The sequence below is a fragment of the Burkholderia lata genome (genome assembly GCF_000012945.1).
In the GTDB taxonomy this organism is placed as follows: Bacteria; Pseudomonadota; Gammaproteobacteria; order Burkholderiales; family Burkholderiaceae; genus Burkholderia; species Burkholderia lata.
Window position 1 is genome coordinate 276,026 of record NC_007509.1, and the last position, 13,977, is coordinate 290,002.

12 protein-coding genes are annotated in these 13,977 nt (G+C 65.4%); 10 read left to right on the forward strand and 2 right to left on the reverse strand.

What is annotated here, in order from left to right; genetic code table 11:
• Positions 1 to 156: 156 nt before the first annotated feature.
• Both BCEP18194_RS01165 and BCEP18194_RS01170 read right to left on the reverse strand, forming a co-directional pair.
• Positions 157 to 1,668, reverse strand: a complete 1,512-nt coding sequence (locus BCEP18194_RS01165) for an aldehyde dehydrogenase (RefSeq protein ID WP_011349447.1) — start codon at positions 1,666 to 1,668, stop codon at positions 157 to 159.
• 173 nt (positions 1,669 to 1,841) lie between these two features.
• Positions 1,842 to 2,636 (reverse strand): SDR family NAD(P)-dependent oxidoreductase, encoded by a 795-nt coding sequence (locus BCEP18194_RS01170; protein ID WP_011349448.1) that lies wholly within the window; start codon positions 2,634 to 2,636, stop codon positions 1,842 to 1,844.
• Between the two features lie 568 nt (positions 2,637 to 3,204).
• On the opposite strand from BCEP18194_RS01170, the gene BCEP18194_RS01175 reads away from it, so the two are divergent.
• The 10 genes from BCEP18194_RS01175 to BCEP18194_RS01220 all read left to right on the forward strand — a co-directional run bounded on the left by BCEP18194_RS01175 (position 3,205) and on the right by BCEP18194_RS01220 (position 13,757).
• Entirely contained in the window at positions 3,205 to 4,653 is a 1,449-nt protein-coding gene (locus tag BCEP18194_RS01175) for an MmgE/PrpD family protein (RefSeq protein WP_011349450.1), read from the forward strand.
• Positions 4,650 to 5,228, forward strand: a complete 579-nt coding sequence (locus tag BCEP18194_RS01180; RefSeq protein WP_041492557.1) for a DUF2889 domain-containing protein — start codon at positions 4,650 to 4,652, stop codon at positions 5,226 to 5,228. Before BCEP18194_RS01175 ends, BCEP18194_RS01180 begins: the two co-directional genes overlap by 4 nt.
• A 50-nt stretch (positions 5,229 to 5,278) precedes the next feature.
• Entirely contained in the window at positions 5,279 to 6,190 is a 912-nt protein-coding gene (locus tag BCEP18194_RS01185; RefSeq protein WP_041492409.1) for an AraC family transcriptional regulator, read from the forward strand.
• A gap of 361 nt (positions 6,191 to 6,551) precedes the next feature.
• Positions 6,552 to 7,007, forward strand: a complete 456-nt coding sequence (locus tag BCEP18194_RS01190; protein ID WP_011349453.1) for a nuclear transport factor 2 family protein — start codon at positions 6,552 to 6,554, stop codon at positions 7,005 to 7,007.
• A 161-nt stretch (positions 7,008 to 7,168) separates the two neighbouring features.
• Positions 7,169 to 7,531: a hypothetical protein gene (locus BCEP18194_RS41560; RefSeq protein ID WP_011349454.1), complete on the forward strand. Its 363-nt coding sequence runs from the start codon at positions 7,169 to 7,171 to the stop codon at positions 7,529 to 7,531.
• 53 nt (positions 7,532 to 7,584) lie between these two features.
• Positions 7,585 to 8,829 (forward strand): aromatic ring-hydroxylating oxygenase subunit alpha, encoded by a 1,245-nt coding sequence (locus BCEP18194_RS01200; RefSeq protein ID WP_011349455.1) that lies wholly within the window; start codon positions 7,585 to 7,587, stop codon positions 8,827 to 8,829.
• A 230-nt stretch (positions 8,830 to 9,059) separates the two neighbouring features.
• On the forward strand, positions 9,060 to 10,031 hold the full coding sequence (locus BCEP18194_RS01205; protein WP_011349456.1) for a PDR/VanB family oxidoreductase: 972 nt from the start codon (positions 9,060 to 9,062) through the stop codon (positions 10,029 to 10,031).
• 51 nt (positions 10,032 to 10,082) lie between these two features.
• Positions 10,083 to 10,913 carry an aspartate/glutamate racemase family protein gene (locus BCEP18194_RS01210; RefSeq protein WP_011349457.1) on the forward strand — a complete coding sequence of 277 codons (831 nt, stop codon included), beginning with the start codon at positions 10,083 to 10,085 and terminating at the stop codon, positions 10,911 to 10,913.
• A 266-nt stretch (positions 10,914 to 11,179) separates the two neighbouring features.
• Positions 11,180 to 12,292, forward strand: a complete 1,113-nt coding sequence (locus tag BCEP18194_RS01215; RefSeq protein WP_011349458.1) for a porin — start codon at positions 11,180 to 11,182, stop codon at positions 12,290 to 12,292.
• A gap of 160 nt (positions 12,293 to 12,452) precedes the next feature.
• Positions 12,453 to 13,757 carry a replication-associated recombination protein A gene (locus BCEP18194_RS01220; RefSeq protein WP_011349459.1) on the forward strand — a complete coding sequence of 435 codons (1,305 nt, stop codon included), beginning with the start codon at positions 12,453 to 12,455 and terminating at the stop codon, positions 13,755 to 13,757.
• Positions 13,758 to 13,977 lie beyond the last annotated feature (220 nt).

The window sequence follows — 13,977 nt, forward strand, 5'->3', positions numbered from 1 at the left end:
ACAGGCGAGCGTCGCCGGCCGCGACCGGCATAGGCCGATGCAGCGATTGCCGGAACGTCCGGCGTGGCGTGCTGGCGAACCAAAGATCACTCATACGGAAGGCTGCGACAACCCCGGCCGCTCGGCGGCCGGGCATACCTTCATCGCACGACCCGCTCAATCCTCGTACAGATTCGGAAACTGCCCCGTCGTACTGATCACGGTGGTCCGCGTTTCCAGATACGGATCGAGCGCGTCGATGCCGTTCTCACGCCCCCAGCCGCTGGCCTTGAACCCGCCGTAAGGCGTCGACCAGCGCAGGAACGAGTAGGTGTTGACCCAGACCATGCCGGCGTCGATGCGGTTCGATACGCGATGCGCCCGTCCGACGTCGCGCGTCCAGAGGCCCGCGGTCAGCCCGTACGGCGTGTCGTTCGCGATCGCGATGGCCTCGTCCTCGCCGTCGAACGGAATCAGCGAGGCGATCGGCCCGAAGATTTCCTCGCGTGCGATCCGCATCTGGTTGGTCACGCCCGCGAACACCGTCGGCTCGACGAAATAGCCCGCGGCAAGCTCCGGCGTCGTGATCCGCCGGCCGCCGGTAACCAGCTCGGCGCCGTCCTGCTTGCCGGCGTCGACGTAAGACAGCGTCTTGGCCAGCTGCGTTTCATGCGACTGCGGACCCATGTGGTTCGAGTCGATCGACGGCAGGCCGACGCGTACCGCTTTCGCGCGGGTTCGGAACGCTTCGACGACGCGATCGTAGATCGGCCGCTCGACCAGCACGCGCGAGCCGAGCGCGCAGCTCTGGCCGGTGAGCCGCCAGGCCGATGCGGTGGCGGCGTTGATCGCGTTGTCGAGATCGGCATCCGCGAAGAGGATATGCGGCGCCTTGCCGCCGAGTTCGAACGTGAAGCGCTTCAGGTTGTCGGCCCCGTCGCGCACCATATGCTTCGCCGTCTGGCTGGCGCCCGTGAACGAGATCTTGTTGACGTCGGGATGCTTGACCAGATGCGCGCCGGCGGTACGCCCATAGCCGGGTACCACGTTGAACACGCCCGGCGGAAAGCCTGCTTCGTGAACCAGCCGTGCGAGCTCGAGTGCCGACACGGGGGTCTGCTCGGCGGGCTTCACGACGACGGTGCAACCGGCCGCGAGCGCCGCACCGACTTTGAGGCAGGTGGCGAGAAGCGGCGCGTTCCACGGAATGATCGCGCCCACGACGCCGATCGGGACGCGCGTCGTAAACGCATGGACACTGTCGTCGATCGGGATGGTCGCGCCTTGCGCCTTGTCCGCGAGCGATGCGAACCACTGGTACCACTGCACTTGCGCGGTGAGGCTCGCGCGATGTTCGCGGACGAGATTGCCGTTGTCGCGTGATTCGATGATCGCCAGCTCGGGGATTGCCGCGCTGAACAGATCCGCCAGGCGGCGCAGCAGTGCCGCGCGGACATGCCCCGGCGTGCTGCGCCAGGTGCCGTGGAACGCAGTGCGTGCCGCTTCGACCGCTCGATCGATGTCCTGCGGCCCGCCCATCGGCGCGATTGCCCAGGGCTGGCCGGTCGCCGGATCGATGCTCTCGGCCAGTTCGCCGTCGATCGGCTTGACCCACGCACCGTCGATGTACAGATGTTCGTAGCGCCTGAGCGGCGCATGATCTGTCGTGGCGAGCGATTCATTCAACATTCGATACTCCGGATAAGTCGTACGTCGTTCGGGAACATCTGCTGCGTGGCATCGGCTCGAACGAAGACATCTGGTTCAGCTGCTGTCGCAGCGTCGATACGTTGCACCGCGGCTCGGCTCGATGCAGGTCCGCGTGTCGCGACCGGTGCCGGGCCCGCGAGGCAGTTGCGTGCTCAGATGGGCGTGTCGGCCACGCCGCCGTCCGCGCGCAAGGCCGCGCCCGTGGTGGCCGACGCGAGCGGAGAGCAGGTGTAGAGCACGAGGTTGGCCACTTCGTCGACCGACTGGAAGCGACGCGTGATCGAGGACGGGCGCAGCGCATTGACCAGCTCCGCGCCCTGTTCCTCGATGGTCTTGCCGGTGCGACGGATCTCCGCTTCGAGGAAGGTCTGGACGCCTTCGCTCAACGTCGGCCCCGGCAGCACCGCGTTCACCGTGACGCCCGTGCCGGCCATGCGCTTCGCGAGGCCGCGCGAGATGCCGAGCAGCGCGGTCTTGGTCATCGTGTAATGCAGCATGTCGGGCGGCGTGCTGATCCCGCACTCGGAACTGATGAACACGACGCGGCCCCAGTCGCGTTTGCCCATCGCCGGCAGGTAGGCGCGCGACAGACGGATGCCGGACATCAGGTTGACGTCGAAATACCGTTGCCAGGCGGCGTCCGGAATGTCGAAGAAATCGGCGGTTTCGAAAATGGCCGCGTTGTTGACGAGGATGTCGCAGTCGGGCACTTGCGTGACGAGCCGGTCGCAGCCGGCAGCGGTTGAAAGATCGGCCGCCGCGCCGCGCACCTTCGCACCGGGAATCTCGGCCTTGATGGCCGCGACGGCCGCCGCGATCCGCTGCTCGTCGATGTCGTTCACGACGACGTCGGCACCGGATTCCGCGAGCTGCTTCGCAATGGCGCGGCCGATGCCCTGGGCTGCGCCGGTCACGACGGCAACCTTGCCGTTCAACGTTATCTGCATGATGTCTCCTGGGTTTTTTATTGCGTTGGCGCTGACGCGAAGCAATCGACGAACGCGATGAATTCGCCCGGTTCCGGCGATCGCTTGTTCCGAATGTCGTGTCTGAATGCGTCGAACGCGGATCCCGGTCCGATCTCGATCGGGAACCCGTCGACCGGATTCCGGGGCGGCTGTCGCTTCGCCGGACAAATGCGCCGCATGGCATCGTAAGTGACGGGTGCCGAACGGGGCATGCGGCTGCGTCCGCTTTTATTGCTAGATCGTACAAATCGGCATCGCGTGCGGTTTGCCGATGAATGCCGGTGCCCGGATCGTGCACGTCGTGTGACCGGATCGACGCGGCCATGTTTCCAAAGTACGGAATGCTCGCGCCGCTCGAATTGACTTTGCCGCGACGCACGAATCATCCTGACAACGCGCAGTTCGCTGCATATCCGGCGCGGATTTCACATCGCCGGCCACAATACATTTGCGTGGCGCGCCACCCGCATTCATTCGCGCATCGGGCAACGCACTCGACGCCGCAGCGTGAAGCGATCGACCGGCACGTCACGGCAGGAGACAGGCAATGAAGTTCGAGCGCGGCGCCGTTGCGTCGGCCCCCGTATCAACCGACGTCACCGCAACGATCGCCGCCCATGTCGCGCAGGTTGCGAACGGGCACCTGAGCGCCGCCGACACGGAAGCGTTGCGCCGGCTATTCCTCGACAACTTCATCGTGTCGCAATGGGGTGTGACCCGGCCGTGGACCGGCCAGATCGCGGAGTGGACGCGCCGCTTCGCGAACACCGGCGCGAGTCCCGTGCCGGGTTGCGAATGGACAGCAGAGGCGTCCGTTGCTGCATTGGTTCATGGCACGGCATCGCACAGCTACGAACTCGACGATACGCATAACGCGACGCTGAGCCATCCGGGCGCGGCCGTCATTCCCGCAGCACTCGCCGTGGCGGCGGACATCGACGCGTCGCAGGCACAGTTGTTCCGTGCTGTGGCAGCGGGCTACGAGGCGATGGCGCTGGTCGGCATCGCGGCGGGCGGCCTCGAGACCGTGCATCGCGGTTTCCACCCGACGGCGATCTTCGGGACATTCGGCGCCGCCACGGCGTGCGCGGCGCTGTACGCCTTTCAACGCGGCGAGCCGGTGACCGATGCGTTGCTGATTCGCGCATGGGGCCACGCGCTGTCGCAGGCGAGCGGATCGATGCAGTTTTCCGCGGAAGCATCCGGCGGCGAGGTGAAGCGGGTTCATGCGGGCTTCGCGGCGCGTAACGGCGTACTGGCCGCGGCGTTCGCGCAGATGGATGCGGTCACGGCACCGCGGCTCGCGGTCGAAGGCGTCTACGGGTTGGCTGCGTTGTTCGGTGGCCCGCTGCAAGCGGTCGTGCCGTCGGCGCGGTTGCAGATCCACGAGATCAGCTTCAAGCCGTACGCGTGTTGCCGCCTGTTCCATTCGACCATCGACGCGCTTGGGGAGCTGACCGACAACTTCAGCGTGCCGACCGCCGGCCTGCGCGAGATCGTCATCAGCGGTCCGCAACTGATCGCCGATCAGCACATGCTCGCGCGGCCGACGTCGACGATGGCCGCGCAATACAGTTGTCCGTATATCGTGGGCGCGACGCTCGCTTATGGCCCGTATCGCTACGACGTCTACGACGATGCGTTTCTCGACGATCCGCAGATCCGGCGAATCGCGGGGCTCGTGCGCTTCGAACTCAGCGAAGCGCTGACGCAGTACTACCCGACGCGGTTTGCCACCGGCGCGGCGATTCGTTTCGAGGACGGCGCGGCACGCTCGGCGATCGTGATCGACAGCGTCGGCACACCTGCACGGCCGCTGACCGTCGACCAGATCCTCGCGAAGGGCGACGGCCTTGCATCGCGGGCCCCGGCATCGGCGGCCACCGGCACGCAACTGGCCGCGCTGCTGTGGGACGACGCCCAGGGCAGTCGCGCCCTGGCGCAGGCATTCGCCCGGGCGTCGCACGAGGCGGGCCGGCAATGGAGGCAATCATGAGCATCGAGTCGACCACGCCATCGACGCCGGACGTGACCCGCAAGCCACTCCATGCGAGGCACATCGCGTTCGAGGCGTTCCGGCGCAGCGACGGCCTGTTCGAAGTCGAAGGGCAGGTCACGGATCGCAAGCCGCAAGACTTCACTCCGCCGAGCGGCCTGCGCGTGGTGCCGGCGAACGAGCCGATCCACGATATCGGCGTGCGGATCGTATTCGATCTCGACATGATCGTGCGAGCGGTCAGCACGTTCATTCGCGCGTACCCGTACCGCGAGTGTCCGGGTGGCGGCGAATCGCTGCAGGCGCTCGTCGGGCTGCGCATCGGCGCGGGCTGGAACGGCGAAGTACGCAAGCGCCTGCCGCCCGGCGACACCTGCACGCATCTGCGGGAAATCCTGATGCCGCTCGCGACGGCGGCCATTCAGGCCGTCAATCCGTTGCGCTCGCAAGCGTTGCTGGATGCGACCGATGCCGGCGGCAAGCCGCTCAAGATCGACAGTTGCTATGCGTACGGCGCGTCGCGGGAACTCGTGATGCAACGCTGGCCTGCGTTTCACCGGCCGGTGCGGGATTGAAACCGTCGTGCGATGGATGGGCTGACTCGATGCAGCGGACAGCATTCCCCATGGACCCGCTATCGGACATTCTTTCGCTGCTGAAACCCGGTAGCCAGTTCCACGCCGGGCTCGACGCCGCCGGCGCGTGGTCGTTCGCGTTTCCCGAATACGAGGGCATCAAGTTCGCCGCCGTGCTGCAAGGCGGCTGCTGGGCGATCATCGACGGCGTGGAGGCGCCCATCCGCTTCGAGAAAGGGGATTGCTTCCTGCTGAACCGCGGGCGCCGGATCGTGTTGTCCACCGACCTCGCACTCGAACCGCAAGACTCGACGGCCGTGATGGACGCGGTTGCGCGCGAGGGCATCGCCGTTCATAACGGCGGCGGCGAAGTCCTGCTGATCAGCGGGTTCTTCGGGTTTTCCGACCGGTATGCCGCGATGCCGTTCGACGCGCTGCCGCCGCTCATCAGTACGCCCCGGATGTCCAGCCAGGCAGAGGTGCTGCGCTGGTCGCTCGACCAGTTGACCTCCGAGCTGCGCGATCCGCAGCCTGGCGGCGCACTGGTGTCGAATCACCTGATGCACCTGATGCTCGTGCAGGTGTTGCGGCTTCACCTGATGACGTCGCCTGACGGCGCGGCGGACGGATGGTTCATGGCGCTGTCCGACCGGCGTATCGGTGCGGCCATCGGCGCGATTCACTCGAATCCGGCACACCACTGGACGCTGGAGGAACTGGCGCGCGTCGCCGGGCTGTCGCGGACGATTTTCGCGCAACGCTTCAAGGACCTGGTGGGCGCCACGACGATCCATTACCTGACGCGCTGGCGCATGCTGACGGCGGCGAACCGGCTGCGCAGCGGCGACGACACCATTGCGTCGATTGCGTTCTCCCTCGGCTACGAATCGGAGAGCGCCTTTTGCACGGCATTCAAGCGAACGATGTGTTGTTCGCCGACGCAATATCGCCGGCAGCCGTAGGGCGCCGGTGCGGCGATGCATGGCCGTCGAAGTCGCAATGGCACTCGTCGCGCCGGATTCTGCCTGCGCCATTCACCCTTCGATCTGTCAGGCGGCGCGCAACGCGCAGGCCGCGGGCAAGTCGCGACTGTCTCCGGGCAACCTGGGGGCGCCTCCTGATGCGGACAGGGCGGAAATTCGTACGATCGGAAAATAGAAGCGGACTATTGAGCAATGCCCGCTCGCCCGGCAAAAAATAACATCATGGTGTGTTCGATCAGGCAAGCCGGCGGAAGTCGGGCATCGGACGCCGGCTGACCGGCTTCGGCATGGATGCCGAAGCCTGAGCGACACACAAAAGTACAGATCAGGAGACAGCGGAATGGCAAGCAAGGATATGAGCCTCGAGGCGAAGATCGGTCGACTCGTCGACGGCCACGAGATCACGACGTTGATGTCGAAGTACTGCCACGGCATCGACAAGAAGGACGAAGCCATCTTCATGAGCATCTGGGCCGACGACGGCGTGTACGAACTGCCGCGCGGACAGACCAGCGGCATCGACGGGATTCGGCAACTCGTTCACAAGGTGTGGCGGGAAGTGCCGAAGTGCCACCACCACATCACCAATCCGCTGATCGATATCGACGGCGACCGCGCGACGGCGAAAACCGACGTGATCTATTACCGGCAAACCGACGACGGCGTGCTGCAACTGCTCTCGGGAACATACGCATTCCGGTTCGCGAGAATCGCCGGCGAGTGGAAGACGACCTATCTGAAGTTCGCGAGCTTCGACACGGTCAGCCCGGTCTTCAAGGAGAACATCGGCGGGTGATGCGCTGATTCGACGGTAACGCCGGCATCGGTCGGCGTTGCCGGGGGCGGGTCATGAATCTATTAAATATTTAGGAATCCGTGGCGAAGTGCCGGCGTCGATCATCGATGCCGGGCAGCAATCATTCTTGAATCAGCGAAGACAGAACAAGGAGGAGTGTGATGAATCACGATGCAACACCCGATTCGGGCCAATTGCCGAAAGGTTTCGAGGATCTCGAGCCGTTCCTGGCCGCATGGAGCACGCCGACGTCGCACGAACGATGGATACGCCGTGCGGCGATGCCATACGACGAGATCGTCAGGTTCTACGACGCGATGTTCGCACGGGCGGAGGAGGCGACCGCCTACCTGGAGCAGTTCCCGCTGGACGACATGCCGGAGCCGGCCGGGAACCTGTTTCGCCTGCTGCTTTCACTGTGCCACGCATCCGTTGCGGTCGAGATGCACCAGGCGCCCGGTATCAAGCACGCGCCGCCGCAACATGCACTGCAGATCGTGACGGGCTTCCAGCCTCACGGATGATTCCAGGCCGTCATCGACGGGAATGGCTTTGCACAAAAAATGAAGGAATGCAAATGAATAATCCGATGGATTTCAACGGAAGCTTCACCGAATCGGTTGGCCTGGAAACCGGCGCCGTGCCGACGTCGATTTATACCGACGCCGCACAGTACGAAGTCGAGCGCGAGCGGATCTTTCGTCGCGCGTGGCTGATGGTCGGGCGCGTCGAGCGCATCCCGAAGCCGGGCGATTTCTTTGTGAAGCAGCTTGCGGTGCTGAACGCATCGGTTATCGTCGCGCGCTCGGAAGACGGCACGATTCGCGCATTTCACAACGTCTGCGCACACCGTGCGAACATCGTCGAGCACCGCGCGTCCGGCAATGCGAAGCGCTTCGTGTGCCGATACCACAGCTGGGGATACGACAATGCCGGGCAACTGGCGCATGTGCCCGACGAATCCGGGTTCTTCGGCCTCGACAAGAAGAAATGCGGGCTGACACCGGTTGCCCTCGAGATCTGGGAAGGCTGGATCTTCATCAACCTCGCGACGGAACCGGAACTCAGCCTCGCGGAATTCCTCGGGCCGATTGCCGACGCGCTCACCGGCATCGAGTACCAGAACCCGGATCACCCGATCGTGCTGCGCGGAGAATTCAACGCGAACTGGAAGGCTGTCGCCGAGAATTTCAGCGAGGCCTATCACGTGGCATCGATTCACCCGAAGACGCTGGCGCCGTTCTACATCGGGCAACAGAACCCGTTCGGCAGGCCGATCAGCGTCCGGCTTCACGGCCCGCATCGCTCGATGTCGTGGTGGCTCAACCCGATCGCGCAGCCGTTCGCGAAATCGAAGGTCGCGCAATGGCTGTTCTCGGCCGACCATTCGGTGACGGGCACCCGCAAGGCGGGGCAGGTCAACTCGGTCGTCGAGCACAAGGGCGTGAACCCGACGAAGCACGAGCACTGGGCGAGCGACGTCAACTGGTTCTTCCCGAACTGGCACCTGCAGATCTCGGCCAATCAGTTCTGGACGCACGAGTTCTGGCCGACGTCGGCGTCGACGACCGTCTGGGAGGCGCGCTTCTACTACAAGAAGGCGACGACGGTCCGCGAGCGCCTGCAGCTCGAGCATTTCACGTCCCACATCACCGATTCGATGCTCGAGGACCTGGGCAACATCGAGAGCATGCAGGTCGGCATGGCGTCCGGCGCGAAGCCGGTCATCTACTTCAACGAGAGCGAGGTCCTGTGCCGTCACGGGATCGAGCAGGTCGTCAAATGGTCGGCGGCGCCGACGGCGAAAGGCGCGCTCGACTGACCGGGAAGGCGCCGATCTCGTCGGTCTCGCCAACGGCAACGGATCGGGCGAGGGGCGAGGCGGCCGGCGAGCGCATGGCGTCGCATCGTCGGCCGACCGGTTACCGGATCGCATCGTCAATCGGGCAAGAAAAATCAGGGTGAAGTGGCGGGCCGGCTCGGTCCCGAAGGTGGCGGTCACTGGCCGCGCCGGAAGGGCGCGTGTTCGCGCTCGCCGTTCCAGGAGGAGGCATGACGAGTGGGGTGGGCGGGCTGACAGTCCGCGTGGCGGCGAAACGTGAGGAAGCCGTCGGCATTTGCAGTTTCGAGCTGGTCAGCACGGACGGCCAGCCGATGCCGGCGTTTTCGGCCGGCTCGCATATCGACGTGGCGGTACCGGGCGGGCCGACGCGACAGTATTCGCTGTGCAACGCACCCGAAGAAGGACATCGCTATCAGATCTCGATACTGCGCGACCCGAACTCGCGCGGCGGATCGGCGGGCATGCACGATCGGGTGCAGGTGGGCGACGCGCTCGCGATCAGTGTTCCGAAAAACAACTTCCCGCTTGCGCACGATGCGACCCGCAGCCTGTTGATGGCAGGCGGCATCGGCGTGACGCCGATTCTCTGCATGGCGGAGCGGCTGGCGGCGATCGGTGCGCCGTTCGAGATGCACTACTGCTCGCGATCGCGTGCACGCACCGCATTTCTCGATCGCATTTCCCGCGCAACGTATGCGCGTCACGTGCAGTTCCATTTCGACGATCAACCGGATACCCCGGCATTCGATATCGCCGCGCGGCTCGCGCGGCCCGAGAGCGGAACGCACCTGTACGTGTGCGGGCCGACCGGGTTCATGGACGCGGTGCTGGGCGCGGCCCGCGCGGCCGGCTGGCCGGAAGCGCAGCTGCACTACGAGTTCTTTGCGGCCGGCGAACGCGTGGCGGCCGACAGCGACCGTTTCGAGGTCGAGGTGGCGAGTTCGGGGCAGGTGGTGACGGTCGAAGAGGACGAGTCGATCGTCCAGGCGCTCGCGAGGGTGGGGATCGAGATCGAGACGTCATGCGAGCAGGGCGTATGCCGTACGTGCGAGACGCGCGTACTGGCCGGCGAGCCGGATCATCGCGACGTGTGCCTCACGCCCGCGGAGCGGGCGGACAACGATCGATTGATGCCGTGCTGCTCGCGTTCGAAATCGGCACGGCTGGTGCTCGATCTGTAGGCCCGGGCGATCGCCGATCGCCCGGCAGGTTGATCCAACGAGGAGACACGTATGGGAATCAGGATGGTATGGCAGGCGGAAAACCGTTCGAACGACGCGGACTTCGGCGGCGTGCGCGAGACCTATGGCGCGATGCTGAAGTTCGCGCAGCAGATTGCGCGGCCGGACACCGAGATCACGCTGCGCTACATGGAGGACGCGCCGCGGGCGTTTGCGAACAACCTGCTTTATCCGCGCGCCGTCACGAAGGTTCAGGTGGTGAACAAGGTCGTCGATGCGGAGAAGGAGGGCTTCGATGCCGCGCTGGCCGGCGTCTGCATCATCGATGCGTATTCGCAGGAATGCCGGCAGGCGGTCAGGATGCCGGTGCTGGGCGGTGCGGAGTCGACGATGCTGATGGCGCAGCTGGTCGGCAAGAAGTTTGCGTGGGTGACGATCGCGCCCGCCTTCATCGAGCCGTTCGAAGCGCACATCCGGCTGCATGGCTGGGAGCACCGGGCCATCCGGAACCAGCCGGTGCGGGCGCTCGATCCGTCGTGCTGGCCCGCGATCGTCGATGCCGCGAACGGCAAGCCGGATCGATGGATCGAGATGTTCGACGAAGCCGCGCAGGCATGCGTGCGGGACGGTGCCGATACCGTGCTGTGCGGTTGCAATCCCGGCGGCGCGCTGCTTGCGCTCGCCGGCTATACCGAGGTGCGAGGGACGGGCGTGCCCGTGATCGTCGGCCCCGCGGCCATGGTGAAGCTGGCGGAGTCGATGGTCGACCTGAGGCGGAGCATCGGCCTGACCAAGTCGGAAGCGGTCGCTGGCGCCTATCGCACGACGCCGCCGCACATTCTCGAGGAACTTCAGGCGATGGGGAAGAAGCTGCTGGCATGACGCAGGGCGGCACTGGCCGAAGTCGCGGAGACGACGTCGCGGATGATTGCCGCGCCAGGCCATGTGCCACCGCTTGAGCGCAGAGAGCGGGGCGGGCCATCGCGGCCGGCCCCGTGAACGCCGGCCATCGGCCGTGCGACGGAAATCGGGCCGCCGATGCGTGGCCCGTGCCTGACCGGCAGGGCGACGGCAGGCGGCAGGAAGCAGGACGAGATGTACATCGATTCGGCTTCACCTCACATAACCGATTTATTTCGGATATCAAAATGATTACATGGTTCGGAGATCGTCACCTTTCGTCGACGCAAAAGCTGTTCGCGTTCGGCATCGCGATGCTGCCTGCTTGCGCATGCGCACAGAGCAGCGTCACTCTTTACGGAACGCTGGATGTCGGTCTTCTGTTCACGAACAAGACGCTGGGTTCGACGGCCCAGGGCAACGCGGGCAAGCAGTTCAGTCTCATCAACGCGGGGCTCGAGCCGTCCGCGTTCGGTTTGCAGGGGAAGGAGGACCTGGGCGGCGGGATGAAGATGACGTTCAAGCTGGAGAGCGGCGTCAGCCTCGTCAATGGCGGTTTCGACAACAGCAACGGCAATTTCTTCGGTCGCCAGGCGTGGCTCGCGCTCGATGGCGCATTCGGCCAGTTGAAGGCCGGCGTGCAGTATTCGCCTTTCGTGCTCGCGATTTACGAGTCGGATCCGCGCAATGCCGGACAGTTTGGCACCGCGTTTTCGGTGTACGCCGACCAGACGTTTTCCGGCACGTTCAATCCGAACGCCGTCACCTATACGAGCTCGCAGTTCGCCGGCTTCTCCACCAGCATCATGTATGCGCCCGGCGGGATGCCCGGGGATTTCCGCGCGGGGCAGCAGTATTCGGTCGCCGTTCGATACCAGTACAGCGGGCTGGTCGTGAATGCGGCGATGTACGACTCCAGTGAAGGAAAGAACAACGCCGGATTGACGACGTTCCAGCAGCCGTTCTCCGGTCGCATGATCGGCGTGCTCTACAACTTCGGCGCGTTCACGGCGAAGGGCTCGTTCACCAGCTACAAGGTCCCGACAACCGTCGCCAACGGTGTCGCGAGCGGGGGCGGCAACAACGTCTGGAACGTGGGGTTCGACTGTTACGTGCTCCCGCAGCTGAATATCAACTCTGGCTTGTGGTATGTCCGGGATCCGCACGATTCGGCCAATCATGGCCTCGTCGGGGCGCTGACCGCGCGATACTTCCTGTCGAAATCGACGTCGCTGTATGCGGAGATCGGGGCGGCCAACAATCACGGCCATGAGCGCCTCGGCCTGTCGATCGACAATGCGCTGTACGGCGTACCGGGTACGACAGTCGGTGCGGTTCTGGGAATCAACAAGCGGTTCTGATTGCGAGCATGGCGGGGGCGCGGTGAGCGGCAACGAGGGGTGCAGTGTCCGCATGCCTGGCTGCGACATGTCGCCACCCGACGCCCTTGCCGCATCGCTGTCATAATCCGCGCATCCGGCGGCAACCAGTGCCGCCGGATGCGCGTGCCCACCCATACCCATGTCCGACCTGTTTTCCGCTGAACCGCACCGTCCGCTGGCGGATGCGCTGCGCCCCACGTCGCTCGACGACGTGATCGGGCAGGCGCATCTGCTCGGCGCGGGCATGCCGCTGCGCCGGGCGTTCGAATCGGGCAAGCCGCATTCGATGATTTTCTGGGGGCCGCCCGGCGTCGGCAAGACGACGCTCGCGCGGCTGACCGCGCAGGCGTTCGACTGCGAGTTCGCCGCGCTGTCCGCGGTGCTCGGCGGCGTCAAGGACATTCGCGCCGTCACGGCGCGTGCGCAGCAGCTGTTCGACGAAGCCGGGCGCCGTACGATCGTGTTCGTCGACGAAATCCACCGCTTCAACGAAACGCAGCAGGGCGCGCTGCTGCCGTCCGTCACGTCCGGCGCCGTCGTGTTCATCGGCGCGACGACCGAAAACCCGAGTTTCGAAGTCAATCGCGCATTGCTTTCACGCGCACGGGTGTACGTGCTGAAACCGCTGGGCGACGACGCGTTGCGCGCGCTGTTTGTGCGTGCGCACGAGACCGCACTCGGCACGCTTTCGTTCGACGACGATGCGCTCGGCAAGCTGATCGACCAGGCGGACGGCGATGCGCGACGCTTCCTGAACCTGCTCGAACAGGTGCGGACAGCGTCAGCCTCGGCGGGGGTGACGACGATCGACGGCCGTTTCGTCGAGCACGCCACGACGAGCGGTGCGCGTCGCTTCGACAAGGGCGGCGAGCATTTCTACGATCAGATTTCGGCGCTGCACAAGTCGGTGCGCGGCTCGAACCCGGACGCCGCGCTGTATTGGCTGTGCCGGATGCTGGACGGCGGCACCGACCGCCGCTACCTCGCACGCCGGATCGTTGCGATCGCGTACGACGACATCGGGCTGGCCGACCCGACCGGGTTGCGGATCGCCGACGATGCGGCCAAGACCAGCGATCGGCTCGGCGCGCCCGAAGGCGATCTCGCGCTCGCGCAGGCCGTGCTGTATCTCGCGTGCGCGGCGAAAAGCAATGCCGGCGGGATGGCGCTGATGCAGGCGCGGGCCTTCGTGCGGCAGGACCAGCCTCGCGACGTGCCGGCGCATCTGCGTGACGTGCGTGCCGAATTGACGCAAGCGCTCGGGCATGCGTACCGGAATCCGCACGACGAGCGTGACGGCTACGCGGCAGGCGAAAGCTACCTGCCGGACGGCATGCGGGAACCGTATTGGTACGAGCCGGCACCGCGTGGTGTCGAGGCGAGGATCGCGGAGCGGCTGGACGGGTTGCGCCGGCTCGACCGGGAGGCGGGCAAGCGGCGCTGACGGGTGGTGGAAGTCGAGGCCGTGCGGGGGAGCGAGCCGGCGCTCAATGATCGGTGCAGATCTCCGCCCCGGACAGCACACCGCATTTCACGGCCGAGGTGGTACGAGAACCCGTCGCGGAGACCGGGAACGACTACTTCAGATACCGGTACGTGCCTGTTGTCTGCCCGAAGCCCGCGGCTCGCGGCGATACTGGACCACGAGCCGCGCTTTGAAGCGC

Bases quoted from the DNA above. Each gene is read 5' to 3' on its own strand.
- BCEP18194_RS01180 (WP_041492557.1), top strand. From the start codon at position 4,650: ATGAGCATCGAGTCGACCACGCCATCGACGCCGGACGTGACCCGCAAG.
- BCEP18194_RS01165 (WP_011349447.1), bottom strand. From the start codon at position 1,668: ATGTTGAATGAATCGCTCGCCACGACAGATCATGCGCCGCTCAGGCGC.
- BCEP18194_RS01190 (WP_011349453.1), top strand. From the start codon at position 6,552: ATGGCAAGCAAGGATATGAGCCTCGAGGCGAAGATCGGTCGACTCGTC.
- BCEP18194_RS01220 (WP_011349459.1), top strand. From the start codon at position 12,453: ATGTCCGACCTGTTTTCCGCTGAACCGCACCGTCCGCTGGCGGATGCG.
- BCEP18194_RS01200 (WP_011349455.1), top strand. From the start codon at position 7,585: ATGAATAATCCGATGGATTTCAACGGAAGCTTCACCGAATCGGTTGGC.
- BCEP18194_RS01205 (WP_011349456.1), top strand. From the start codon at position 9,060: ATGACGAGTGGGGTGGGCGGGCTGACAGTCCGCGTGGCGGCGAAACGT.
- BCEP18194_RS01215 (WP_011349458.1), top strand. From the start codon at position 11,180: ATGATTACATGGTTCGGAGATCGTCACCTTTCGTCGACGCAAAAGCTG.
- BCEP18194_RS01175 (WP_011349450.1), top strand. From the start codon at position 3,205: ATGAAGTTCGAGCGCGGCGCCGTTGCGTCGGCCCCCGTATCAACCGAC.
- BCEP18194_RS01210 (WP_011349457.1), top strand. From the start codon at position 10,083: ATGGGAATCAGGATGGTATGGCAGGCGGAAAACCGTTCGAACGACGCG.
- BCEP18194_RS01185 (WP_041492409.1), top strand. From the start codon at position 5,279: ATGGACCCGCTATCGGACATTCTTTCGCTGCTGAAACCCGGTAGCCAG.
- BCEP18194_RS01170 (WP_011349448.1), bottom strand. From the start codon at position 2,636: ATGCAGATAACGTTGAACGGCAAGGTTGCCGTCGTGACCGGCGCAGCC.
- BCEP18194_RS41560 (WP_011349454.1), top strand. From the start codon at position 7,169: ATGAATCACGATGCAACACCCGATTCGGGCCAATTGCCGAAAGGTTTC.